At 55.3% G+C, this 25,642-nt stretch carries 23 protein-coding genes and 1 pseudogene; 3 read left to right on the top strand and 21 right to left on the bottom strand.

From position 1 onward, the window contains the following. The 3 genes and pseudogenes from ACFPDR_RS16810 to ACFPDR_RS16800 form a co-directional block, all read right to left on the bottom strand. A partial coding sequence (locus tag ACFPDR_RS16810; RefSeq protein WP_376911536.1) for a hypothetical protein occupies positions 1-2,026 on the bottom strand: 2,026 nt, incomplete at its 3' end. 256 nt (positions 2,027-2,282) lie between these two features. Beyond that, positions 2,283-2,501 (bottom strand): annotated as a pseudogene (locus ACFPDR_RS16805) (BapA prefix-like domain-containing protein); the annotation flags it as partial. Positions 2,502-2,562: 61 nt separating this feature from the next. Beyond that, positions 2,563-3,831, bottom strand: coding sequence for a TolC family protein (locus tag ACFPDR_RS16800; protein WP_170978542.1), 1,269 nt, complete (start codon positions 3,829-3,831; stop codon positions 2,563-2,565). A gap of 546 nt (positions 3,832-4,377) precedes the next feature. On the opposite strand from ACFPDR_RS16800, the gene ACFPDR_RS16795 reads away from it, so the two are divergent. Next, positions 4,378-4,809, top strand: a complete 432-nt coding sequence (locus ACFPDR_RS16795; RefSeq protein WP_080747924.1) for a helix-turn-helix domain-containing protein — start codon at positions 4,378-4,380, stop codon at positions 4,807-4,809. Positions 4,810-4,980: 171 nt separating this feature from the next. On the opposite strand, the gene ACFPDR_RS16790 is transcribed toward ACFPDR_RS16795, so the two are convergent. After that, complete coding sequence (locus ACFPDR_RS16790; protein ID WP_376911535.1) at positions 4,981-5,712, bottom strand: winged helix-turn-helix domain-containing protein; 732 nt, start codon at positions 5,710-5,712, stop codon at positions 4,981-4,983. Between the two features lie 450 nt (positions 5,713-6,162). Between ACFPDR_RS16790 and ACFPDR_RS16785 the strand changes: the two genes are divergently transcribed. Next, a complete protein-coding gene (locus ACFPDR_RS16785; protein ID WP_035267648.1) occupies positions 6,163-6,654 on the top strand; it encodes a helix-turn-helix domain-containing protein in 492 nt (163 codons plus the stop codon). Between the two features lie 665 nt (positions 6,655-7,319). Here the strand turns inward: ACFPDR_RS16785 and sufT are convergent. From sufT to ACFPDR_RS16740, 9 genes are all read right to left on the bottom strand, one after another. Continuing rightward, positions 7,320-7,880, bottom strand: coding sequence for a putative Fe-S cluster assembly protein SufT (gene sufT / locus ACFPDR_RS16780; RefSeq protein ID WP_060185785.1), 561 nt, complete (start codon positions 7,878-7,880; stop codon positions 7,320-7,322). 15 nt (positions 7,881-7,895) lie between these two features. Then, positions 7,896-8,348 carry a Fe-S cluster assembly sulfur transfer protein SufU gene (gene sufU / locus ACFPDR_RS16775; protein WP_009454366.1) on the bottom strand — a complete coding sequence of 151 codons (453 nt, stop codon included), beginning with the start codon at positions 8,346-8,348 and terminating at the stop codon, positions 7,896-7,898. Beyond that, on the bottom strand, positions 8,349-9,596 hold the full coding sequence (locus ACFPDR_RS16770; RefSeq protein WP_035267652.1) for a cysteine desulfurase: 1,248 nt from the start codon (positions 9,594-9,596) through the stop codon (positions 8,349-8,351). After that, on the bottom strand, positions 9,593-10,900 hold the full coding sequence (gene sufD, locus ACFPDR_RS16765) for a Fe-S cluster assembly protein SufD (protein WP_376911533.1): 1,308 nt from the start codon (positions 10,898-10,900) through the stop codon (positions 9,593-9,595). The genes ACFPDR_RS16770 and sufD overlap by 4 nt, the downstream gene beginning before the upstream one ends. Then, on the bottom strand, positions 10,897-11,676 hold the full coding sequence (gene sufC / locus ACFPDR_RS16760) for a Fe-S cluster assembly ATPase SufC (RefSeq protein WP_009454372.1): 780 nt from the start codon (positions 11,674-11,676) through the stop codon (positions 10,897-10,899). The genes sufD and sufC overlap by 4 nt, the downstream gene beginning before the upstream one ends. A 13-nt stretch (positions 11,677-11,689) precedes the next feature. Next, on the bottom strand, positions 11,690-13,138 hold the full coding sequence (gene sufB, locus ACFPDR_RS16755) for a Fe-S cluster assembly protein SufB (RefSeq protein WP_009454374.1): 1,449 nt from the start codon (positions 13,136-13,138) through the stop codon (positions 11,690-11,692). Then, positions 13,135-13,629: an SUF system Fe-S cluster assembly regulator gene (locus ACFPDR_RS16750; protein ID WP_003800349.1), complete on the bottom strand. Its 495-nt coding sequence runs from the start codon at positions 13,627-13,629 to the stop codon at positions 13,135-13,137. Before ACFPDR_RS16750 ends, sufB begins: the two co-directional genes overlap by 4 nt. A gap of 60 nt (positions 13,630-13,689) precedes the next feature. Further along, complete coding sequence (locus tag ACFPDR_RS16745; RefSeq protein ID WP_376911548.1) at positions 13,690-15,471, bottom strand: ABCB family ABC transporter ATP-binding protein/permease; 1,782 nt, start codon at positions 15,469-15,471, stop codon at positions 13,690-13,692. Positions 15,472-15,643: 172 nt separating this feature from the next. Then, the gene (locus tag ACFPDR_RS16740) at positions 15,644-15,886 is read right to left on the bottom strand and encodes a hypothetical protein (RefSeq protein ID WP_302356767.1); all 243 of its coding nucleotides are present in this window, start codon (positions 15,884-15,886) and stop codon (positions 15,644-15,646) included. A gap of 69 nt (positions 15,887-15,955) precedes the next feature. On the opposite strand from ACFPDR_RS16740, the gene ACFPDR_RS16735 reads away from it, so the two are divergent. Further along, the gene (locus ACFPDR_RS16735) at positions 15,956-17,668 is read left to right on the top strand and encodes an anti-sigma factor domain-containing protein (RefSeq protein ID WP_376911530.1); all 1,713 of its coding nucleotides are present in this window, start codon (positions 15,956-15,958) and stop codon (positions 17,666-17,668) included. On the opposite strand, the gene ACFPDR_RS16730 is transcribed toward ACFPDR_RS16735, so the two are convergent. From ACFPDR_RS16730 to ACFPDR_RS16695, 8 genes are all read right to left on the bottom strand, one after another. Beyond that, positions 17,643-18,455, bottom strand: coding sequence for a ferritin-like domain-containing protein (locus tag ACFPDR_RS16730; RefSeq protein ID WP_115633593.1), 813 nt, complete (start codon positions 18,453-18,455; stop codon positions 17,643-17,645). The two genes, ACFPDR_RS16735 and ACFPDR_RS16730, sit on opposite strands and share 26 nt — an antisense overlap. A 68-nt stretch (positions 18,456-18,523) precedes the next feature. Next, entirely contained in the window at positions 18,524-18,928 is a 405-nt protein-coding gene (locus ACFPDR_RS16725) for a MerR family transcriptional regulator (RefSeq protein WP_003800357.1), read from the bottom strand. A gap of 77 nt (positions 18,929-19,005) precedes the next feature. After that, entirely contained in the window at positions 19,006-19,329 is a 324-nt protein-coding gene (locus ACFPDR_RS16720) for an integration host factor subunit alpha (protein ID WP_009454385.1), read from the bottom strand. A gap of 9 nt (positions 19,330-19,338) precedes the next feature. Next, positions 19,339-21,744 carry a phenylalanine--tRNA ligase subunit beta gene (gene pheT / locus ACFPDR_RS16715; RefSeq protein ID WP_254003134.1) on the bottom strand — a complete coding sequence of 802 codons (2,406 nt, stop codon included), beginning with the start codon at positions 21,742-21,744 and terminating at the stop codon, positions 19,339-19,341. A 77-nt stretch (positions 21,745-21,821) separates the two neighbouring features. Next, positions 21,822-22,844, bottom strand: coding sequence for a phenylalanine--tRNA ligase subunit alpha (pheS, locus tag ACFPDR_RS16710; protein WP_009454388.1), 1,023 nt, complete (start codon positions 22,842-22,844; stop codon positions 21,822-21,824). A 70-nt stretch (positions 22,845-22,914) separates the two neighbouring features. Then, entirely contained in the window at positions 22,915-23,274 is a 360-nt protein-coding gene (gene rplT / locus ACFPDR_RS16705) for a 50S ribosomal protein L20 (RefSeq protein ID WP_009454390.1), read from the bottom strand. A gap of 16 nt (positions 23,275-23,290) precedes the next feature. Next, on the bottom strand, positions 23,291-23,488 hold the full coding sequence (rpmI, locus tag ACFPDR_RS16700) for a 50S ribosomal protein L35 (RefSeq protein WP_003800367.1): 198 nt from the start codon (positions 23,486-23,488) through the stop codon (positions 23,291-23,293). Positions 23,489-24,027: 539 nt separating this feature from the next. Then, on the bottom strand, positions 24,028-25,551 hold the full coding sequence (locus tag ACFPDR_RS16695; protein WP_376911528.1) for a YifB family Mg chelatase-like AAA ATPase: 1,524 nt from the start codon (positions 25,549-25,551) through the stop codon (positions 24,028-24,030). Between the last annotated feature and the right edge of the window lie 91 nt (positions 25,552-25,642).

Raw genomic sequence — 25,642 nt, 5'->3', positions numbered from 1 at the left:
TCAGCGTCGGCATCAGCGTCTGCGTCAGCATCTGCATCGGCGTCAGCGTCAGCGTCAGCATCAGCATCAGCATCAGCATCAGCGTCAGCGTCAGCATCAGCGTCAGCATCAGCGTCAGCATCAGCGTCAGCATCAGCGTCAGCATCAGCGTCAGCATCAGCGTCAGCATCAGCGTCAGCATCAGCGTCAGCATCAGCGTCAGCATCAGCGTCAGCATCAGCGTCAGCATCAGCGTCAGCATCAGCGTCAGCATCAGCGTCAGCATCAGCGTCAGCATCAGCGTCAGCATCAGCGTCAGCATCAGCGTCAGCATCAGCGTCAGCATCAGCGTCAGCATCAGCGTCAGCATCAGCGTCAGCATCAGCGTCAGCATCAGCGTCAGCATCAGCGTCAGCATCAGCGTCAGCATCAGCGTCAGCATCAGCGTCAGCATCAGCGTCAGCATCAGCGTCAGCATCAGCGTCAGCATCAGCGTCAGCATCAGCGTCAGCATCAGCGTCAGCATCAGCGTCAGCATCAGCGTCAGCATCAGCGTCAGCATCAGCGTCAGCATCAGCGTCAGCATCAGCGTCAGCATCAGCGTCAGCATCAGCGTCAGCATCAGCGTCAGCATCAGCGTCAGCATCAGCGTCGGCATCCGCATCGGCGTCAGCGTCGGCGTCGGCATCAGCGTCGGCATCTGCGTCGGCATCTGCGTCAGCGTCGGCATCGGCATCAGCATCCGCATCGGCGTCAGCGTCGGCATCAGCGTCGGCATCCGCATCGGCGTCAGCGTCGGCGTCGGCATCTGCATCCGCGTCGGCATCAGCGTCTGCGTCAGCATCGGCATCGGCATCGGCGTCAGCGTCAGCATCCGCGTCAGCATCAGCATCGGCATCCGCGTCGGCGTCCGCATCAGCATCGGCATCCGCGTCAGCGTCAGCGTCAGCGTCAGCATCGGCATCGGCATCCGCGTCGGCGTCAGCATCAGCATCGGCATCAGCATCAGCGTCGGCATCAGCGTCTGCGTCAGCATCTGCATCGGCGTCAGCGTCAGCGTCAGCATCAGCATCAGCATCAGCATCAGCATCAGCATCAGCGTCGGCGTCGGCATCAGCGTCAGCGTCAGCGTCAGCATCTGCGTCAGCATCGGCATCGGCATCGGCATCGGCATCGGCATCGGCATCGGCATCGGCGTCAGCATCCGCGTCAGCATCGGCATCCGCGTCTGCGTCTGCGTCTGCGTCAGCATCAGCATCGGCATCCGCGTCGGCGTCCGCATCGGCATCCGCGTCAGCGTCAGCGTCAGCATCGGCATCGGCATCGGCGTCGGCGTCGGCGTCAGCATCAGCATCGGCATCAGCATCAGCATCGGCATCAGCGTCAGCATCAGCGTCAGCATCAGCGTCGGCATCCGCATCGGCGTCGGCATCTGCGTCAGCGTCGGCATCGGCATCAGCATCCGCATCGGCGTCAGCGTCGGCATCAGCGTCGGCATCCGCATCGGCGTCTGCGTCAGCATCGGCATCGGCATCGGCGTCAGCGTCAGCATCCGCGTCAGCATCCGCATCCGCGTCAGCGTCTGCATCAGCATCGGCATCCGCGTCTGCGTCTGCGTCTGCGTCTGCGTCTGCGTCTGCATCGGCATCGGCATCAGCGTCCGCATCCGCATCGGCGTCAGCATCGGCATCGGCATCGGCATCGGCATCAGCGTCGGCGTCAGCATCAGCATCAGCATCGGCATCAGCATCAGCATCAGCATCGGCATCAGCGTCAGCATCGGCATCAGCATCAGCATCAGCATCGGCATCAGCGTCAGCATCAGCGTCAGCATCAGCGTCAGCATCAGCGTCAGCATCAGCGTCGGCATCCGCATCGGCGTCAGCGTCGGCATCAGCGTCGGCATCCGCATCGGCGTCAGCGTCGGCGTCGGCGTCGGCATCCGCATCCGCATCGGCGTCAGCGTCAGCGTCAGCATCAGCATCCGCGTCAGCGTCCGCATCAGCATCAGCATCCGCATCAGCGTCTGCATCACCGTCGCCATCATCAGGATCTACGGGTCCCTTACCGCCCGAGCCGCCGGAGGAATGGCTAGATGCCATTGCAACACCCGTCAAGCCAGCCAGCAGCAAGCCCAGGACCCACGGTGGCGGGGTGCTGGTGCCAGCGGCAGCAGCACACACAGTTTCGGAAACAACAGGAGCCGTGTTTGCAAATACGGCGTCCTGGGCGGAGATTTCTACCAGCTCTCCGCTGCTGTTGAGCCACCACAGTTGGCAGGCTGAATCTTCCAGAACCAGCTCGCTATGTTCGCCGTCTGGGTTTTCGTTAAAAAAGCCTTGCAAGGTGACCTGTTGACCATTGGCCATCACCAGGACAAGGTTATTTCCTTGGCGGGTAATACTGACAATATCGCCAGGACTCGCGTTCAATTTGACGAGATGAGGGGTGGCCAGCACTTGATCCGCTAATTGCGTCTCCAGTACTGGCTTTCCCGCTCCCGATCGTTCTGCTAGGATCATTTTCATGAATAGCCCAACCTTTTAATAATAAAAATGGCCACAAGGCCCCTCTTCACAACGGTTAATTCAAGGCAGGCACATTGAATCCAGCGCTCAACAACCCCTGGGAGTAAGCGCATTCAATCTGCGAAGCTTTCAAATCCAACTCACTGTTCAACACCTCGACACGGGCCTGGTGGTATTCCTGTTCGGCATTCAATAAGTCGACCAGTGAACGCGTTCCTAAATCCAAATACTGTTTTCTGTACAAATCTTTCGTGCCGCTAATGTTCACGACACGATTGGCCAGCAGCGCCTTGCGACGCTCCAGCCCTTGATAACGATTGACTTGATCGGCCAGGCGCTGCTCCACCTGCAGGCGGACTTGAGACTTTTCAGCGCTGGCAGCGCGCAAGGCGCCCGAGGCTGCGCGTTTACGCGCCGACAAGCCTCCCCCTTGATAAAAGGGCATGGAGAAATTCAGGCGTATGCCGGTCTCGACACGACTGCCATAGAGCGGGGTCGCGTTCAAAGCGCGGGAGGCATTGGCTTGCAAAGAGAGGGTTGGCCATTCTTCAGAACTGGCCAGATCGACATCAGCCACCGCTTCTTCGGCAGCCATATCCACCATCACCACTTCTGGAACACGCGCCCAGTTAATGCGGGAGATCGTGCAGCTTTGATTGAGCTCGAGAGGGAACTGCGCCAAGGACACGGCGCTAACGTCAGGAAGTTGTGCAAGTAGTGCAATTTCCTGCAACCATTTGCGATATTCTGCATCGACGTTCAATACCAGCGCCTGGACCGAATCCAGGCGGGAGCGCGCTTGTAAAACGTCGGACAGGTTGCTGGCACCTTTCTCGTGGCGCTGCTCGACCAAGCGGGTTAGCTGCTCTACTTCCTGGACGTGCGCTTGGGCCAGATCCAGAAAACCCTGATAACGCACCGCTTCCAGTACCGCGTTGGACGCTTCGCGAACCAATTGCTCGACAACCAAATCCGTTCTGGCTTGGGCTTTCAGTTCCCCGAACTCGGCTTTTTTGACTGAATTGGCGGTTTTGCCGAAGTCGTAAAGTAGCTGTTGTACGTTCAAGTCCAGGCTTTGCAGGGCCTTTTCGTCGTAGCGACCGGAACGGTACTTTTCATAGCTACTTGAAACACCTCCGCTAACTTGCGGGTAGTAATGAGCCTTGGCAACATCAATCATCTCGCGTGCGCTTGCTTCGTAACCCATGGCACTTTCCCGCCCGGGGTGACGCGCAAGGACGCGGTCGACAACGTACTGAATACTCAAGGGTGCGTCATGATCGGCTTGTTCCAGAACTGAATTTTCCTGAAGCCGTTCAAGCATCGTTTGTGCCTTGCTCGATGTGGCAAGAACAGCCATAGCCAACACGATCCCCACTGTTTTTGTTCTAGTCATAAGGCACCCAAGCAAGTGACTTTTTGTATCCTCAACGAAGGGACAAAAAGCCGCACATTCAACACAAACGCACTCTCAAGAGGTAGAATCACCGAACGCAGGGCGCAAAAAAGCCACCTGCCTATCCAAAAAGCAAGCAATGCAAAACTGTCATTTACCTGGATTGCGCGCTACCTCCGACACGCCTCACACAAAGAAGCAGACGCAGCACAACACGTTCTTATCGAGAGAATCGATTTTGTGACAAAAGAATAAGCTATCGCATGAAATTAGCGTTTTTGTGTAAAAAAGCGTATTTCCGGTTAGTTTCTGTTCAGGAAGAATATTACGACAAGATCTTGTCGCTATCAAGCGATTACTTGGCGCAATTGAAAATAATTGACAAGAACATGAAGAAAAAGACGCAGGATTGTAAATTAAAACCGTTGGGGCCCCTTACCACCACAACTTTTGGGCAGACCAGACCACACGCATATGGAAAATGAATTTAAAGACTTCTCGGACCGGATAAATCTAGCCATCGCCCGTGCAGGCGGAGCCAAGAACTTGGCGGACAAAATGGGAATGTCCACTTCGGTGCTGCGAAGCTGGCGCTCAGGGAACTCCGACCCATCCCGTTCCAGCCTAGTTAAAATGGCCCAAGCCACCAACCTGTCTGTCAGTTGGCTGGCCTCGGGAGAAGGTAACCCCTCACCTTCCGAACCCTCTTCAACCTTGGTTGATCTGGATATCCTGGAAGAAATCATTGCCAAGACTCAACAATTATTCCAAGGTCAAAGCGTGAATCTGAAGCCGGAGGCCGAGGCACGTATCATCCGCCTGGTCTATGAGTTCTACTTACGCCAAGGGCAGCAAATGGACGAAGCCAGTTTGAACAATCTGATTGAACTGGCTTCGTTTCGATAAAAGCCACTCGCAATAGTCAAATCAGGAAAGGGCGCTGTATCTAATGTGACCTCGCTTAAATGCAAAAGTCATAGGCAGCCCCTTTCCCTGGCGATAACTCAACCTGTTATTAATCTCAGCCCTATTGAAAACAATAAGGACCAGTTAACGAATCACAAACCCAAGCGTGGACTAATGAGCAGAGAACACATAGCCCACGCCCCACACAGAACGAATCGGCAAACGCTCGCCGTGCTGTGCGACCTTACGTTTCAAACGGCTAATTACCACATCTATGTAGCGACTAGGTGGTTGATCCCCTTCCTTGTCACTAAACAGCTTTTCGCGGGCTACGGGTTCAGGACTCTCGGCCAGCAACACACGCAATACTCGTCGCTCCGCCCCTGTCAGCGTGATGGCATGTCGCTGCGGCGTCATCAAGCGCCAACCGTCCTCCAGCAAATCCCAGCCAAACAAGGGCTCCCGAGTTTCACCATTCAGGCGGATTTCCGTAGGGGCAGTTGGGAAAGCTTTGTCCTTGCCATCCGCATATTTAGCTCGCAAGGCCAGCTCCCGTCTGCGCAGAGCTTGGATACTAGCCAGTACTTCCATACTGTGAGTACGTTCGTCAAAACAAATATCGGCACCAGCCAGCAATAGCAAGCTGCCATGTTCGGGGGTTAGTGTTCCTTCAAAACGCAAAACCACCAGACCCATTGCCGCAGACTGAGCTCGCAATCGACCTACATCACTCAACAGATCCTCATTCGGGGAATGCATCATGATCAGCTCGCCCGCCTCGGCCTGTTCGTCCTGCGTAAATGACACCGCGCTGTGTGCTCGAAGCACTTGCACCGGTATACCCCACAGGGCCAAATCATCGATCAGCTTTTGTATCAGATCGCCGTTATCGAACAACAGCACGATTCTCTCTGTTCTCAACAGTACCAAGCCTCCCTCTCCCCAAAACCGTGGCTATCATTGCCTTGTAGGCCTGCACGCGTTCAAGCGGCTTTGCCTGGCGCTCACTATCGTCTTTATTGTGTTTCTTACTCACCCAAGACCTGGTGCGCCTACAGCCGATCTGTTAGCAAGGCCACTCTGTCTTTCTGCTCCTGGGTCCTTCCAGGGCCCGATGGGCATCCTTCCTGTGATGCCGTCCATCCAGCATAAACACAAAATCTTGCATAAACAGTCAAGTTCTTAAAACAAAAGTAAGAAAACCACATCATTTACATTTTTTATGCAAATTCTTGTGTAGTTAACCTGGTTTTCTGTTCAAATTGAATAATAAGACAAGTATATAGCACCATCAAGCACAATCTTGACCAAATAACCAATAACGACAAGAACATGCAATCCCTGGAGGTGGCAATGTATTTCAAACACTCAGTAAAGCGATTAAGCCAAGCCGGTCAAAATGCCGTGGAGGAAGGTTTCCAACACTTCCCGGAGCGAATCAAGCTGGCGATCGAACAGGCCGGCGGACCACAAAAACTGGCTGAAAAAGTGGGTGTGTCCCTATTGATTCTGCAAGGCTGGCAATCAGGCAAAACCGAGCCCTCTCGTCTTGCTTTGATCAAGCTGGCCAAGGCCTCCAAGCTGCCTATTCAATGGTTAGCCTGCGGGGAAGAAAAGCTTGATAAACGGGTTCTTGCTCAATCAAAGCCCAGCATGGCTGACATGGACTCGTTGGAAGAAATCATCCTGAAGATCAGGCAGTTATTTGTGCAGCAAAAGCTCAGCCTGCGCTCTCGTGCCGAGGCTCAGGCGATTCGCCTGGTATACGAGTTCTATCTGCATCAAGGTCGTCAAATGGATGACGCCAGCCTGGACAGTTTGATTGAGCGTCTTGCCCCTCAGTAAACCTATACGTACAAAACAAGGCACCTGATCATAAATTGGATGAAGCTAGGGCTATTCTGTTTCCATTAATCACGCCTTAAGCTTCCCTGTGCTGGCGAGCGTTTAATCTGCTCGACCAGCAACAGCACTGTCTCAAAAAAGATCTTTATGTTCTATTTGTAACTAACATTATTCTCCCCTGCTTTGCCTAAACCCTTGGCCATATAAGTTTGAACCATTCAAGCATGAATCAAGAAATCAGGCCTGAAGATAAGAACCTCAGCGAAATTCATACAAAACTCTCTGGCTGGAGATAGGCAAAACCCTAGGAAAAGTTGTAATCTCTGGTTTGATAAAGACATAAGACAGCTTATTCAATGCAGGTTTTGGCCCATAAAAAAAGAACAAACAAGGCTTAACGGAAACCGCCTCTTAAACGCTTTCGCTATTATTTTTATTTATAGCTATCGAGTAGATATCAAGCCATTTTTTTGAGCGTTTTAAGCTTGCCAGGGCCTCTCTCCAAACATACTTAGCCGCAGCGCATAGGGCCCCTTAACGGGGGTTCCTATTCAGCAGCCAACAAGCATCACAAACAAACTGCCGTCTGCCCTGAGCCCCACCTTTCAAGCTGCGCCCCGCTCCTCAGGCACAAAAAAGCCTGCATGTTCTGCAGGCTTTTTCTATTACAGCATCCCTAGTTGCAAGCGGGCTGATTCACTCATACGTTCCCGGCTCCACGGTGGATCCCAAACCAGATCCACTACGGCCTTCTCTACGCCCTGGATAGTCTCCAGCTTGTAGCGGGCCTCATCGGCAATCATGGTGCCCATACCGCAACCAGGAGCCGTCAGCGTCATTTCCATGGTGATGGAGAACGCTTCTGGACCAGTCTGGCTCACATGACAAGCGTACACCAAGCCCAGATTAACGATATCGACCGGAATCTCCGGATCATAAACGCTAGCCAGCACAATCCAGGCGGCGTCTTCAATGGTTTTTTCGCTCAGGGGCAGCTCGGGTACAAAAACCTCGGGCTTGTCCTGGGACTCAAAACCCAGCGCATCGGCATCGACACCTTCAATCCGGTACAGGTTGCCCTCTACCATCACGGTATAGCTGCCACCCAGCTTCTGGGTAATCGTTGCTGTACAACCCGCCTCGATCGTAACGGGAGCACCGTAAGGGATACTGACAGCCGGACAATCCCGGCTGACCAGCACATCATGTCGTTCAAAGTAGCTCATGGCTTGTTTGCGCCTTTATTCGGTTTGCGCGGTTTCTTTGGCCTGATTGATGGCGTTATGCAGGGTATGCCAGGCCAGAGTGGCACATTTAACCCGTGCGGGGAATTCACGCACACCAGATAACACTTCCAGCTTGCCCAGATCTCGATCGGGATGGGCCTCTGTCAACATGGCGTGCATATCTTGAAAAAGAGACTCAAACTCGGCCAGACTCAGGCCTTTTACGGCTTCGGTCATCAAGGATGCCGAAGCCTTGGAAATAGCGCAGCCATGCCCCACAAAGCTGACTTTTTGCACAATGCCGTCTTCAACCACGGCGTACACAGCCAGTTGATCCCCACACAGCGGATTGTGGCCATTGGCAAAATGACTGGCGTTTTCTATTACTTCAAAGTTACGCGGGCTACGGTTATGGTCAAAAATGACCTCTTGGTAGAGCTCGCGCAGCCCGTTGAAATCCTGGCTCATTTAGCCAACTCCAAATAGTTTTTGAGCTTTGCGCAGGCTGCCCAGCAAAGCATCAATATCAGCGTAATCGTTGTACAAGGCAAAGGAGGCACGAGCCGTACCTGGAATGCCAAAGCGCGTCATCAAGGGCATGGCACAGTGGTGACCGGCACGCACAGCAACGCCGTCCATGTCCAGAATGGTGCCCAGATCGTGCGGGTGAATACCGTCGACCAGGAAGGACACAATGCCTGCCTTGTGTGCGGCCGTACCAATAATGCGAATGCCAGGCATGGCCAGCAAGGCTTCGGTGGCGTAGTCCAGCAACAGCGCTTCATGGTCGGCAATACGCTGCATGCCTATACCCATCAAATAATCGATAGCGGCAGCCATGGTAATGGCACCAGCGATATTGGGCGTACCTGCCTCAAAGCGCTGTGGCACAGGGGCGTAATTACTTTGCTCAAAACTGACCGTGGTGATCATGTCACCGCCGCCCATCCAGGGCGACATGCTGTCCAGAATCTCGTAGCGCACGTACAAGGCGCCCATACCTGTGGGGCCGTACAGCTTGTGTGCCGAGAAAGTGTAGAAATCAGCATCCAGAGCCTGTACGTCCACCACACCGTGGGGAACGGACTGAGCTCCATCCACCAGCACCTTGGCGCCGACGGCATGCGCCTGACGAGTCATTTCAGCGATGGGGTTGATCGTGCCCAAGGCATTGGACACATGGCCCACCGCCAGCAGGCGGGTTTTCTCGTTGAGCAGTTGCTTGAAGGCTTCCTGATCCAGCTCGCCGTTGTCCAGCACAGGCACCACGCGAATGATGGCACCGGTACGCTGGGCAACCAATTGCCAAGGCACGATATTGGAGTGATGCTCCAGGCCGGTCAGCAGAATCTCGTCGCCTGCTTTCAGGTTGTCCATGCCCCAGCTATAGGCCACCAGGTTGATGGATTCTGTGGTGCCACGCGTAAACACAATTTCTTCATCGCGCGCAGCATTCAGAAATGCCCGCACTGTACTTCTGGCCTGATCGTACAGCTCAGTAGCATGCTGAGACAGCCAATGCACACCACGATGGATATTCGCATTGGACTGCTCATAGAATCGCGCCTCGGCTTCAATAACCGAGCGCGGCTTTTGCGTCGTCGCCCCGTTGTCCAGATAGGACAGGCGTTGGCCCCGGATGGGGCGAGCCAGGATAGGAAAATCCTCGCGGTGATTCAGCAAACCAGCAGCAGTTACGGGCATAGGCGCATTCATGCAAGATCTCCAAGGGCAAGACCGCCAGGCAACAAAGCGTTGATACCGACCGTGGCACGGCTACGCAGGCTCTCGGAAGCAATACGTTCCAGGGACTGGGCCGCAAATGCGTAGATCAGCATATTGCGTGCATCTTCCATGGTCATGCCGCGCGAACGCAGATAGAACAGGCTGTCTGCATCCAGCTGACCCACCGTGGCGCCGTGTGCACACTTGACGTCATCAGCGTAGATTTCCAGCTCGGGGCGGGAGTCCGCACGGGCCATCTTGGACAAGAGCAGGCTGTCCGAGCGCTGTACCGAATCCGTACCATCCGCGCCCTTGCCGACCAATACACGACCGCTGAATACACCACGGGCGGTGTCGGCCAGAATACCGCGGTAAAACTCACGGCTTTGGCAGTTGGGCTGAGCGTGATCAATGATGGTGTTGTGGTCGACGTGACGGCGGCCGTCTACAAAATACAAACCATTGAACAAGGTTTCGCAACGCTCGCCATTGAAGACGGTAGCAATATCGTTGCGGGCAATACGGGCACCGAAGGACAGGGAGTGCGAATTGAATACCGAGCCACGACCTTGCTGCACATCGATTGCAGCCAGGTGGAAGTCTTGCAGCGCTTCCTGCTGCAACTTCATATGCGTCAGGTTGGCATCAGGCGCCACGTTCAGGCGAGTCACGACGCTGCTCAAGGAAGCATCCGTTCCTTCCTGACCTACATAGTGTTCAACCACCGTTGCGCTGGCACCGGACTCCAGAGAAATCAGGTTACGCGTGAAGCTGGCGCTGCCACCTTGGGTGCGCACAAAAACCAGATGAACAGGCTGCTCCAGGTGCTTGCCCGCAGCGATGTGTAGGGCCGCGCCATCCTGGGCCAAAGCCAGGTTCAAGGCGGCGGTCGAGGCGCCCAGGGACTCGTCCCCGTAAGCCTGCTGCAACCAGTCTACATCCTGTTCCAGACAGGTACTAAGCGAGGACAAACGCACGCCCGCTGGCAACTCGTTCAGGTGCGACAAGGCCGCATCGTAGTGACCATCTACAAAGACCAGGAAATACCCGTCTTCTTGCTGGCGCACCGACGCCACCAGTTCTGCAGCCGAAGCCGACTTCTGAGGCGCAAAGCTTTGTTGTTCCAACAAAGCCAAGGAGGTGTGATGCCAGGCTTCAATACGCGTAGTTGGCCAGCCTTCTTGTGCGAAACGATCCAGCGCGCGCTGACGCACGGCGCTTAGCCATGGCAGACCGGCTCCAGGTGCTTGTGCAGCCTGAGCGGCAAAGCTGTTGACCCAATCCGGCAGACTCATACCGCAGCTCCCTTGGCTTTTTGTTCGGCAGCTGCTTGCTCCAGCACCCAACCGTAGCCACGCTCTTCCAGTTCCAGAGCCAATTCACGGCCACCGGAACGAATGATCTTGCCGCCGGCCAATACGTGCACAAAGTCAGGCACGATGTAGTCCAGCAGACGTTGGTAGTGAGTAATCACCAGCAAGGAACGCTCGGGGGAACGCAGACGGTTCACGCCGTCAGCCACCACACGCAAAGCGTCAATATCCAGACCGGAGTCGGTTTCGTCCAGGATGGCCAGCTTGGGTTCCAGCAGGCTCATTTGCAGAACTTCGTTGCGTTTCTTTTCGCCGCCGGAAAAACCTTCGTTCACGGAGCGGTACAGAAACTCTTCGCGCATGCCAACCGTCTTCATTTCCTCTTTGACACGCTTGAGGAAGTCCATGGCGTCCAGCTCAGGCAAGCCCTGATGACGGCGCACGGCGTTCACGGAAGCACGCAGGAAGTAGGCGTTGGACACACCGGGAATTTCGATGGGGTACTGGAATGCCAGGAACAGACCGGAACGGGCGCGGTCTTCAATCTTCATTTCCAGCAGATCTTGACCCAGCCAGTCAACCGAACCGCCTTCCACGGTGTAGTCTTCACGACCGGCCAGAACCTGGGACAAGGTGCTCTTGCCCGAGCCGTTCGGGCCCATGATGGCGTGGACTTCACCGGGTTTGATTTCCAGGTTCAGACCTTTAAGGATAGGTTTATCTTCAACCGAAGCGCGCAAATCTTTAATCGTCAGCATTTCATTATTCTCCTTAACCTACACTGCCTTCCAAGCTGACGCCGAGCAAATTCTGTGCTTCGACCGCAAACTCCATGGGCAATTCTTTAATCACTTCTTTACAAAAGCCGTTCACGATCATGGAGACGGCATCTTCGGCAGTCAGGCCGCGCTGCATGGCGTAAAAGAGCTGGTCCTCGCCAATGCGCGAAGCGGTTGCTTCATGTTCCACACTGGCGCTGGGGTTCTGCACTTCCATGGTTGGGAAGGTGTGTGCAGCACAGCGCTTGCCGATCAGCAGCGAATCACACTGGGTGTAATTGCGGGCGTTTTCTGCCTTGGGGGTAATACGAACCAGGCCGCGATAGGTATTGATACCTTGGCCCGCCGAAATCCCCTTGGAGATAATCGTGCTGCGGGTATTGCGACCCATATGAATCATTTTGGTGCCGGTATCGGCTTGCTGGCGGTGGTTGCTCAGGGCGACCGAGTAGAACTCGCCTTGGGAATCATCGCCGCGCAGCACCACGCTGGGGTATTTCCAGGTGATGGCCGAGCCAGTTTCAACCTGCGTCCAGGAGATGTGCGAACGTGCGCCACGGCATTCGCCACGCTTGGTGACGAAGTTGTAAATACCGCCTACGCCGTCTTTATCGCCGGGGTACCAGTTTTGCACGGTGGAGTACTTGATCTTGGCGTCGTCCAAGGCGACCAGTTCCACGACCGCTGCGTGCAACTGGTTTTCATCGCGCATCGGCGCCGTACAGCCTTCCAGATAGCTGACCGAAGCGCCCTCTTCCGCAATAATCAAGGTGCGCTCGAACTGACCAGTGTCGCGGGCATTGATGCGGAAATAGGTGGACAGCTCCATCGGGCAGCGTACGCCTTTGGGGATGAACACAAAAGAGCCATCGGAGAATACGGCCGAGTTCAGGGCGGCATAGAAGTTGTCGCTAGGAGGGACAACCGTACCCAGATACTTTTTCACCAGTTCCGGATATTCACGCACGGCCTCGGAAAAGGAACAGAAGATCACGCCCACTTCTTCCAGCTCTTTGCGGAAGGTGGTGGCCACCGAGACCGAGTCAAACACGGCGTCAACCGCCACACCGGCCAGACGCGCGCGCTCGTGCAAAGGCACACCCAGTTTTTCATAGGTGCGCAGCAATTCAGGATCCACCTCGTCCAGGCTCTTGGGGCCGTCGGCCTTGCTCTTGGGCGCGGAGTAGTAGCTGATGTCCTGGAAGTCGATAGGTGGATATTCCACAATCGACCACTTGGGATACTTCATGGTCAGCCACTGGCGGTAAGCAGCCAGGCGCCATTCCAGCATGAACTCCGGTTCGCGTTTTTTCGCGGACAGGAAACGGATGACGTCTTCGTTCAGACCTTTCGGTATGGTTTCAGACTCGATGTCGGTGACAAAGCCTGCCTCGTAATCACGATCGAGGAAGGTGTCCAGATGTTCGTTGACGGTACTCATTCGGTTAACTCCACGTTGGAGGTGTTCGCCTTGTTTCTGTTTTTCAATTCGGGACCCGGCTTGTGTGTCAGGGGAAATTCGTTAACGGGCACGCGTATCATGTCTGCAACACTGACCTCTTCCAAGGTTCGTCGGACAATATCGTTGATACGCTGCCAATTACTGCGTATATGGCAATCTGACTCCACGGAACAGGCTCCAGGAGTAGCTACACATTCAGTCAAGCCAAAGGGCTGATCTTCCAGTGCATCAATAATCTGCGCTACACTTATCTGTTTGGCGGGGCGGCCCAACACATACCCTCCGCGTGCGCCTCGGCTGCTGATGACCAGCTCGTGCTGGCCCAGCAGTTTAAGCACCTTGCTGACAGTCGGTTGGCCCAAACCCAGGATGGCGGCCAAGTCAGACGCACTGAACACACGGTCTGGATCGCCAGCCATGTGTGTCAGCACCAAAGTGCCGTAATCAATGATTTTACTGATTCGCAGCATTCCTTCTCTCTGAACAGGTCGTAGAGCCATATAGTACCGCTTTGGTACTATATGGTCAAATTATCCCTCCAGACTTTGCTGGATATTCCACATCCGGGCATAGGCGCCATCCAGGGCTAAAAGCTCGCTGTGCGTGCCCTGCTCCACGATCTGTCCGCGCTCCAGAACCAGAATCAAATCCGCGTCCGTAATCGTGGATAGACGGTGAGCAATGATCAAGGTGGTGCGGTCGCGGGCAATCTCGTTCAACTCCGCCTGAATCGCCCGTTCCGTACGTGTGTCCAGCGCACTGGTAGCTTCGTCCAGAATCAGCACCGGCGGGTTCTTCAGCAAGGTACGGGCAATGGCCACGCGCTGCTTTTCGCCCCCGGACAACTTCAAGCCGCGTTCACCCACGATGGTCTCGTAACCATCAGGCAGGCTTTCGATGAAGTCGTGGATACTGGCGGCCCGTGCTGCTGCCACGATCTGCTCTTTACTGGCCTCAGGACGGCCATACGCAATATTGTGCAAAATCGTATCGTTGAACAGGACCGTGTCCTGGGGAACGATACCGATATGACGGCGCAAGCTCTCTTGCGTCCATTCGCGCAGCTCGCGCTCATTGAACAGGATGCGGCCTTCCGTCACATCGTAGAAACGAAACAAAAGACGCGACAAGGTGGATTTACCTGCGCCCGAAGAACCCACCACCGCTACCGTCTTGCCGGCGGGGATCTCGAAACTCAGGTTTTGAATGACTTTGCGACGGCTGTCATAGGCAAAGCTGACGTTCTCGAAACGCACACCCGCCTGCTCACAGGACAAGACCTGGGCATCCGGTGCATCTTTCACCTCTTGCTTGCGACGCAGCAAGGAGAACAGGCGCTCCATATCAGCCAGTGAATTCTTGATTTCGCGGTAAACAAAACCCAGAAAGTTCAAAGGCGCATAAAGCTGAGTCAGGAAGGCAGACACCAGCACAACGTCACCCACCGTCATGGCTCCGGCCAGCACACCTTGCGCCGACATGAACAGCAAGGCCGTCACCCCAACACTGATAATCGAGGCCTGACCAATATTGAGCAGGTTCAGCGATACCTGATTACGCACGGCAGCCTGGACCCACTGGCCCATATTCTGATCGTAGCGATTGATCTCGTAATCCTCGTTACCGAAGTATTTGACTGTCTCGTAATTGAGCAAGGCATCAATGGCGCGGGAGTTGGCACGACTGTCCAAGTCGTTCATGGCTCGCCGATAACGCATGCGCCGCTCAGTCACCAGCAAGGTGAACACAATATAGGCCGCAATCGTCCCCAAGGTCACCGCCGCGAAGGCCCAGTCGTATCGCCAGAGCAAGATGCCACAGACCAGAGCTATTTCCAGCAAGGTTGGCAAAATATTGAAGACCAGGAAATTCAGCAGAAAGCTGACGCCTTTGGTGCCCCGTTCAATATCCCGGCTCAAGCCACCTGTCTGGCGTTCGGTATGAAAGCGCAAGGACAGATCCAGCAGGTGCCGAAAGACGTGGTTCGCAATCAGCCGCACCGACCCTTGCGTGACTCGCGCAAACAGGGCATCCCGTATTTCACCAAAAGCGCTGGAGGCCAGACGTACGGCGCCATATCCCAACAAGGCGGCCACCGGCAGCATCAAAGCCGTAGCGGGCAGGCTCAACGCATCGATTACCTGCTTCAGGTAGATGGGCATCATCACGGTGGCGACTTTTGCCAGCAGCAAACAGGACAAAGCCAAGACCACGCGAGTCTTGAATCGCCAAACGTAAGGAAATAAGGATTTCAGGGTGCTCAGACCACCGGAGACACCATCAAGCACTTCAGGACGAGGAGGCACACGCAATAGGTCCGTGTTCAACAGCACAAAGCCGAAAAACCGCGGACAGCTTAAAAATAAGTTGCAGCACAACGCTGGAATCAAGGCAGGACAAGCAGACTATGCTTTCCACTGGCAGGCAGGCCCTGCCATGTCCTTGATGCGAATACAGAAATGAGGTTCTATGCCTGGGAAATTATCAAAACTGCCAGGCAGTACATAACGAATAAGTATAGCCTTTTGAGCTGCTTATCCCTGCCAAGACCCTGCCGTCGGCGTGCTTGTTTGGCAGATTATTGACCTGCAAACCACAGTCACACGAATAAGGGACCTGACCAGCAAGTATCCAGTGCTGAAAATCGGGAAATTCACGGCTTGTCACTGCAAAGAAAATGCTGGCAATCCAGCACTTTGTTACCTTCAAGCCTTCAACGAAAGGCATACAATACCTGCTTGTCTGAAACTGGCGCAGACACAGTAAAAATAGCGCCCGATACCAGACATCTGGCTCATGAATCCCTTTACCGTGCAAAATCCATCCATGCCGTCTTCTTCTTTTTCGTATTCTTCTTTCCTGGACCAGTTAGCCGCACAGGACAGCCAGGCGCTGGATGTGCTGTACGACCAGGAAGCCCCCTTGATGCTGGCTTTGGGCCAGGCCGTATTGGGCCGCCGCATTGATGCCGAAGAGGTTCTGCGCGATAGCTTTGTTTTGTTATGGAAGAACGCTGCCGGCTATGACCCCGATTTAGGCGAAGGGCGCGCCTGGATTTACAGCATTCTGCGGTTCAGGCTACTGGCTCGCCTGCGTCAACGCGCGCAAAGCGGCGATAGCAATTACGCCCTGCCTGCCATCAAGCCGCAAGCCGGACAGCGTTTCATCCCTGCCATGGGCAAGCTGGATGGCACCAGCCAACGCGCCATGATCCATGCCTATCTGCACGGCAATAGTTACGAACAGTTGGGCCCTCAGCTGAACCGCTCCCCCGCACAATTGCGCGCTGTGGTCCAACATGGCTTGCAACAGCTCACTCCCCTGATCAATGAAGGCAACGCCAACGATCCACGCCATGCAGTGATGATTGGCGAATATACCTTGGGGCTACTCAGCCAGCATGAACTGGTCCAAGCCCACACCCTGATGCAGCAAAATGATCAGGCAGCGCGTCTGGCATTGGCTTGGGAGCAAGCGTGGCTGGAGCTGGTGGACTGCCTGACCCCAACAGTGCCTGCCCCCACCAGCCTGGCTCATATTCACCATACCCTGGGCTTGCCTCCGCCAGCTGCACGTCGTCAGGCTGGGAACATAAGCAGTCCGGCTGCTGAAGCCCCCAAATCGGCAAGCACTGGCAACGCCAGCACAAGCGCTCCAGTTAACAAAGCGGAGCGCCAGGAACCCAGTATCAAGACCAGTACTTCGGCAGACCAAGACACTAAAGCGGAAGCTGCCACTCGCACTGAGCCTCGCTGGTCCGTCAACAGTTCGAACGACAAGGCTGACGATCACACACCGCCCTTCCCCACCTTACTGCGTGCAGACTCCGACCCAGCTACCAAAGCAGCTGCTGTCACAGCCGAAGCAGCGCCGACAGCACCAGCCAAGGTCGCAGACAAGAAAAAGCCCGCCAAAAGCGAGCCTGAGTCAGCCCCGGTAGAGAAAAAACGCAAACCCGAACCTGTTGATAGCGAACGCAAGTCCCGTGGCTTTGCCATGCCCATGCCTGTTTTGTGGGGCGGCTTGGCTGCGGTCGTGATTCTGGGCCTGGTGATTGCCCTGCTCATGAACATGAACTCGGAACCACCTGTCAACGTCATTGAGATGAAGCCACGTCAGGCAGCCATCCTGCAGGCCCCTGGCCAATCCTCTACTCCGGCCTGGATTGCGACGGTAGACCCACAAGGCAATGTCCTGCTGGTGCCCAAGGTCAGTACCGAAGTCAAAGCAACGCAGTCAGTACAGCTGTGGACACACACACCACGCGGCACGCAAGTTCGTTCATTGGGTTTGATTGATCCTAATCGCCCCATCACCGTACCCGCGGCTTTGATCGGCACCGTGGAAGATGAGCAGATATTTGAGATGACGCTGGAAACCGCAGGCGGCTCCAATAGTGGTGCACCGGAAGGCCCCGTTCTGTACATTGGTCGCATTGTGAGCTTTGGGCAGCTGGATAACCTGCCCAAGCCCAACACGGAAGCTAGCTCGTCGGCAACCCGCTCTTAAAAGCGGCATCCAGCCGTTCCAGCTCGTCGATTTCCTCGACAGTGAAGCCCGCCTCCAGGCGGGCTTCGCGATTAAAGGGGCCGCGCAAACGCGGTGCGCGATAGCGCAGCGCCAACTCACCATACGTATCAAAGTCAGGCAAACCTTGTTCCTGGCAGACTTTGCGATACCAGTAATTTCCCAACGCTACATGCCCGACCTCATCGCGCAAGATGATGGCAATAATCGCGGCGGCTTTTTCATCACCAGCATCCAGCAACTTCTTATGCACCAGGGGGCAGGCATCCAGCCCCCGTGCTTCCAGAGTACGCGGCACCAAAGCCATACGCGCCAGCAGATCAAAGCGTGTTCGCTCTGCCATCTCCCACAAGCCGTCATGGACAGGCAAATCCCCATAGCGGACACCCAGCGTTTGAAGATGATCGCTCAGCAGCTCAAAGTGCAAAGCCTCCTCCACCGCCACCTGTAACCAGCCTGCATAGAATGCGTCGGGCAAACCGGGATAACGCCACAACACATCCAAGGCCAGATTGATGGCATTGAACTCAATATGAGCCAAGGAATGCAATAAGGCTGCTCGCCCCTGAGGCGTACGCACGGACCGTTTGGGCACATGCTGAGGACTTACAAAACGCAAACCCTCGGGCCGTCCCGGTACGCCGGGCGGCTCTTCCAAATGTTCATCTGCCCCTACAGGCAAGCCATGGGCTATTGCTCGTACTGCTGTCAGCTTGGCTGCTGGCTCTTGAACTAACAACGCCTGTAGAGCCTGACTACGTAAGTTCACTGCTAATCCCTTCCATGAAAAAAGGCCGGCACCAAGGCCGACCTTCGTTCCTGCTTAGCAACCCCGGATTACTGAGCCGAGCCAGGATCCGTCATTGCCAAGGCTTGATCCAGCATTGCCTGGATCTGACCCAAGTTGGTGCGCAAGGCCTGCATCTCCTGACCGGTCAGACGCACAGCGGCTTCCTGGTCAAAAGGCATATCCGGACCATCGCCCAGACGATTGCGCGCACCACTGATCGTAAAGCCTTCGTCGTACAGCAAACCGCGAATCCGGCGTATCAGCAGCACCTCATGGTGCTGGTAATAACGTCGGTTACCGCGTCGCTTGACGGGCTTTAACTGCGTAAACTCCTGCTCCCAATAACGCAGGACGTGGGGCTTGACCAAGCAAAGCTCGCTGACTTCACCGATGGTGAAATACCGCTTGGCAGGGATAGGTGGCAAGGTCGCCGTCTTTTCGTTTGTGCTCATAGCCACTGATGCTCATCGACAATAGGAGTGATTTTACACGTTCAGTCAGGCAAAACTGTACGCAAACGTACCAGGCTTCAGTCCTGGTCATCCTCGGGCGCCACTGGCGCCCCTTCGACTACACTTTTGAGCTTCTGACTCGCGTGGAATGTCACCACGCGTCGCGCCGAAATCGGGATGACTTCACCCGTTTTGGGGTTGCGACCAGGACGCGGGGGTTTGTCCCGAACCTGGAAATTACCAAAACCGGACAACTTGACCTCGACACCATCGGCCAGGGAATCGCGGATCTCAGCAAAGAAAGTATCCACAATATCTTTGGCTTCGCGTTTATTCAAGCCAACACGTTCAAACAAGAGTTCAGCCAGATCTGCCTTGGTCAGAGTACGCTCTACGTTCATTGTGTCTCCTTATGCTCGTGCCCGTGCGCCATGCGCAGACACCAGTGCCGCCAACAATGCTTCCAGGCATTGCTCGACGCGTTCATCATCCAGCGTGCTTGCGCTGTCTTGCAGCCAGAATCGAATCGCCAGACTCTTTTCCGATGCATCGTTCTTGTCGCGCCAGACGTCAAACAACTGAATATCTTTGACGATAGCCGCTTGCGCTGCCGTGCTACGCACCTGGTTCAGTGTATCCAGCACAGCTTGATAGGATACGTCCTTATCCAGCCAAACCGCTAGATCTCGTTGCACAACGGGTTGCTTGGATACTTCCTGAGCGTGTACCACTTCGTCGTGAGAGATGGCATCAACGTCCACCTCAAAAACGACCGGCGCTTGATTCAAGCCAAATTCGCTCAACCACTGAGGATGGATTTCACCGATCCAGCCTATGGTTTTACCATCCAGTTTCACACTGGCGCTACGGCCTGGGTGCAAGGCCGGGTGAGCTTCAGGCTCGAAACGGACTTGAGCAGCACGTTGACCCAGCAAAGTCTCCAGATCGCGCTTGACGTCAAAGAAGTCGACAAGACGATCGGGCTGTCCCCACTGCTCGGTCACAACAGGGCCCCAGGCTGCGGCCGCAATGCGGTTGGGCTGATGGATACCGGCCACGGTCAACGGACCATTTTCTTGAGAGGCATCGCGCATGAAGACGCGGCCAAACTCGAACACACGCACGCGCGACTGACGGCGGTTGGCGTTGCGTTCAATATTGGCCAGCAGACCAGGAATCAGGCTGGTACGCATCACCGCCAACTGGCTGGCAATGGGGTTCAACAAACGGATAGGGTCAGCCTGTCCGTTAATATCTTTTTCCCAGGACTCTTGCACAAAGGAGAAGTTGATCACTTCCTGGTAGTCCTGGGCGGCCAATACAGCGCGCAAGGCGTGCGGACCACGCAAGGACTCGACTGGCACACGCATTTGTGCAGCAGCGACCGGAGGCAGATCAGGAATATTTTCAAAACCGTAGATACGGGCAACTTCCTCGATCAGGTCTTCTTCAATCGTCAAATCGAAACGGAAGCTGGGAGGATTGACCGTAAAGACTTCGTCAGCCACCGAGAAGTCCAGACCCAACAAGGTGAAGATGCTCTCCACCTGCTTTTGATCCAGAGGAATACCCAGAACACGGCGGCAACGATCCAGGCGCATGGCAACGGGCTTGCGCTCGGGCAAGGCCACAACCTGGTCATCCATAGGTCCCGCTTGGCCGCCGCAGATTTCCAGGATCAGCGCTGTGGTGCGTTCCAGATGCTGGGTAATGGAGTCAAAGTCCACGCCACGCTCGAAGCGGTGGCTGGCGTCGGAAGAAAACTTGTAGCGACGGGCACGGCCCATGATGGCTTCTGGCCACCAGAAAGCGCCTTCCAGATACACATCCGTCGTATCCAGTGTGACAGCGCTTTGTTCGCCGCCCATGATACCGGCCATGCTTTGCGGCACATCGTTAACCGCAATCACACCCACATCGGTATCCAGCTCGACATTCAAACCGCTCAGCAGCTCCAGCGTCTCGCCTTTACGTGCCCAACGCACTTCCAGACCAGCCTGTACGTGCTGCAAATCGAACACGTGCGTAGGACGGCCCAGTTCCAGCATGACGTAATTGGAGATGTCCACCAATGCGGAGATCGAACGCTGGCCGCTGCGCTCCAGACGGGTTTTCATCCAGTCCGGGGTTTTGGCACGCGCATTGACGCCACGAATCACACGGCCGGCAAAACGGCCGCACAGATCAGCGTCTTTCACGGTAACGGAAACGCGATCTTCAATCGTGACAGGAACAGGTGTGAAGTCTGGCAGTGTCAGTGGTTCGCCCGTCAGAGCGGCCACTTCACGCGCCACGCCCAGCACGGACAGGCAGTCCGCACGGTTAGGCGTCAATTTCAATTCGATAATCTGGTCGTCCAGATCCAGCAGTTCACGCAGGCTTTGGCCTACCGGCGCGTCTGCATCCAGCACCAGCAAACCATCGTGATCTTGCGACAGACCCAACTCGCGACCCGAGCACAACATGCCGGCGGACTCCACGCCACGCATTTTGACCGGGCCGATTTTCATGCCACCGGGCAGCTCTGCGCCAACACGGGCGACCGGGATCTTGATGCCTTGAGCCGCATTGGGCGCACCGCACACAATCTGCAGCAGCTTGCCCGAGCCGTCATCGACCTGGCAAACGCGCAGGCGGTCAGCGTCGGGATGGGGGGCAATTTCAGCGATGAAGCCAACGACAACATGCTCAAAAGCAGGCGCAGCAGCTTGAATTTCTTCAACCTCCAAGCCAGCCATCGTCAGTTGATGACCCAGTTCTTCAGTTCCCAGTTTGGGATTCACAAAGCGGCGCAGCCACGATTCGGAAAATAACATGATGCAAAGATGGAGACGTAAAACGGCGTATACCGGAACCGACCGGGCCTAAAAGGCCCAGCGGCGCGAAGTAGGAATCAACGATTGAACTGCTTCAGAAAGCGCAGATCGCCTTCAAAGAACTGGCGCAAATCGTTAACACCATAGCGCAACATAGTCAGGCGCTCCAGTCCGGAACCAAAGGCGAAACCGATGTAACGCTCTGGGTCCAAACCGAAATTGCGCACCACTTGCGGGTGAACCTGCCCGGAGCCGGAGATCTCCAGCCAACGGCCCTTGTTGGGGCCGGAGGAGAACATCATGTCAATCTCGGCGGATGGCTCGGTAAAGGGGAAGAAAGAAGGTCGAAAGCGCACGACCAGATCGTCGCTTTCAAAGAAGGCGCGCAGAAAGTTCGTGTAAACGCCTTTCAGATCGGCAAAGGAAATATCCTCGGCAATCCACAGCCCTTCCACCTGGTGGAACATGGGCGAGTGGGTGGCATCACTATCGACACGATAGGTGCGGCCGGGAGCAATAACCTTGATAGGGGCCTTGTTCATGCGTGCATAACGCACCTGCATGGGACTGGTGTGCGTGCGCAGCAAATAGGGCAAACCCTGCTCGTCGTTCATATCGATATAGAACGTGTCTTGCATCGAACGAGCCGGATGATTCTCTGGATTGTTCAGAGCGGTAAAATTTGTCCAGTCATTTTCGATTTCAGGGCCGTCAGCCACATCGAAACCGATAGAGCGGAAAATGGCTTCAACACGCTGCCAGGTCTGGATCACCGGGTGGATACCACCGGTGCCACGACCACGGCCGGGCAACGTCACATCAATTTGTTCTTGAGCCAGTCGCTGGTTCAATTGTTCTGCCGCCAGGGCAGCACGACGATCGTTCAGCAGATCTTCAATTTCGCGCTTGAGCACGTTGATGCTGGCACCGGCTGCTTTTTTCTGCTCCGGCTCCATCTGGGCAAGGCCTTTCATCAAGGCAGTGATGGCACCTTGTTTGCCCAAAAATCGAGCTTTAGCGTTTTCCAGCGAAGCGGCGTCCTGAGACTGCTCAAATAAGGCCCGAGCCTGGGCAATCAGATCGTCGTGGGAGGAAGTCATGGCGTGTTACTTTCCAAAAACAAACGGAGCCCCAAAGGCCCCGTTTGTGAACTATACAGTCAGATACCGCTTAAGCAGCCAGAGCGTTCTTAGCCTGTGCAACAACAGCAGCAAAACCTGCCTTGTCTTTAACAGCCAAGTCAGCCAGAACCTTACGGTCCAAAGCGATGGAGGCTTTGTTCAGGCCGGCGATAAACTGGCTGTAGCTCATATCCAGTTCGCGGCAAGCTGCGTTGATACGGGTAATCCACAGCGAGCGGAATACACGTTTCTTGTTACGGCGGTCACGGTAGGCGTACTGACCTGCCTTCATGACAGCCTGTTTGGCTATACGGAATACATTACCGCGACGGCCGCGAAAACCTTTGGCCTGGGCAATTACTTTCTTGTGGCGTGCGCGTGCGTTAACACCGCGTTTTACTCGTGACATGTTCGATTCTCCCTAATCAAGCGAAAGGCATCATTGCTTTTACGGAAGCGACGTCGGCTTTATGAACCTCGACGGCACCGCGCAACTGACGTTTGTTCTTGGTCGTCTTCTTGGTCAGAATGTGACGCTTGAACGCTTGGCCCCGCTTGATGGAACCGCTACCACGAACCACAAAGCGCTTGGAAGCGCTTTTTTTGGTTTTCATTTTAGGCATGAAATTACTCGACTAATTTGTGTCTGCGGGTGGTCGCCTAGGAAGCTGGCGGACACTTGTATGACCCAAAACAGGCACTTATTTTTTTCTTTGCCCGCTGCCAGAACAGATCCAAACAGGGGAAAAGCTCTTGATTATAGGGTGATTCCTGAAGGATTGTCCAGATATCAAAGGGATTTTTTATAGTTATGGCGTTGTCCGCCGACCAATCAGGAAAACAAGAAACCGTGGCCCCGTTTGGATACCCTCCAGCGCGTATGATCTGGTCAATCTTCGAGCCTAGCCATGTCAAGATCAGGCAGCAAGTTATCAATAGGATGGGTGAAAACATCGGCACCCTATCTTGCTGGTAGCCGATAACACCAAAATACTCGCCCCCCCCCCCTATCAGGCGAAGGCGCGCAATTTCATACGTAGGCTGACAGTCCAGGCGAACGACACACAGGCCCACCATGAAAGTCATGGCGCCTGTCGCCCTCAGCCTGCAGCCAGCCCAATCCTGCCACACCTAGTAGCGACACCCGCCTTCTTACCTCGATTCACGGCAATTCAGGCCGGAACTGCAATGCTTCCGCGATATGAGGTCTGGCAATCTGCTCTACTCCGGCCAGGTCAGCAATTGTCCGCGCTACCCGCAAGACCCTACCCTGCACTCGCTCTGACCAATGCCAGCGCTTGCGTGCACTGGCCAGTAGCTGCAAGGCCTCCGCAGACAAGCACCCATGTTCTTTCAAACCAGCCACTGACAGACGAGCATTTCGTACCGTCTGACGTGCCAACTGCCTCTCAATCGCCTCCTGTACCCGCAGCCTGACCTGACTGGATGCCTGCGCTGCTTGATCACGCTCCGGTTCGGACTCGCTTAAGGTCACCAAAAGATCAATCCTGTCCAGCATCGGCCCCGATAGGCGCTGCCGATACAGCTCCCGTTGAGCAGGAGAACACCGACACGCCCGATGACGGCTCGCCGCCCAGCCACAGGGACATGGGTTCATGGCAGCCACAAACTGAAACTGCGCCGGAAACACCGCTTGCTTCTGGGCGCGAGAAATATGCACGCAGCCCTGCTCCAGCGGTTCGCGCAGCGCCTCCAATGAACGCCGACTGAACTCAGGCAACTCATCCAGAAACAGTACGCCATGATGAGCCAGCGAAACCTCCCCCGGTCTTGGGCGGCTACCACCACCAATCAAAGCAGGAGTCGAAATACTATGATGCGGAGCACGAAAAGGGGGTCGCCTGCTGAAAAAGTCTTGTTCTTGCACAAAGGAATACAAGGCGGCCACTTCCAGCTGAGCGTATCGATCCAGATCTGGCAATAAACCCGGCAGACGTTGAGCCAGCATGGTCTTGCCCACACCCGGCGAGCCATTCAACAAAAGGCTATGGCCACCCGCAGCGGCCACCTCCAAAGCACGGCAAGCCAAAGGCTGCCCCAGCACGTCCGACAAGCAAAGTTGTGGGCCATCACTCCACTCTTCTGGCCACGGCCTGGCCAATGCGGGTTCCAGCTCCTTGTCCCCTCGCAGATACCCCGCCGCCTCTGCCAAACTGGCAACCCCGTAGACCTGCAGGTCAGGAACATGGGCCGCCATTTCTGCACTCTGCGCAGGCAAAAGCAAACAAAGCTCCGGATGCCGACGCGCCATACCCAGGGCAATCGTTAGCGCACTCTGCACAGGAACCACGGCCCCCGTCAAAGACAACTCCCCGGCCATGACATAACGCTTCAGACCGGTGATCGCTTGCTCGCGCTGCTTATCATCCGGGCGGCTTAGCTGGCCGCTGGCCAATAAAATCGCCAAAGCTACGGGTAAATCAAAACGGCCCGAATCCTTGGGCAAATCGGCAGGAGCCAAATTGATTGTCAATCGGGCAGCGGGGAAATCGAAACCACTGGCCTGCAAGGCAGCCCGTATGCGCTCCCGGCTTTCACGAATACCAGCATCGGGCAAACCAACAATATGAAAGGCTGGCAATCCAGGAGCCACGTGCGCCTCGACACGCACGTCGATAAAATCCAGCCCCGACAAGGCACAACTGTTCAACACGGCCAAGGACATATGCCCTTCTCCCTTTCCAAGGCAAACATTCAGTCTGCCCGTCGGGAGAAATAAGCTCCAGATGCCTGCCTTAAAACATCATTGCGTACTT

It is taken from the genome of Alcaligenes sp. GCM10023179 (genome assembly GCF_042653705.1).
GTDB lineage: Bacteria > Pseudomonadota > Gammaproteobacteria > Burkholderiales > Burkholderiaceae_B > Alcaligenes > Alcaligenes phenolicus.
The sequence above is the reverse complement of the archived record's forward strand: the minus strand, read 5'-3'. Positions and strand labels throughout refer to the sequence as shown.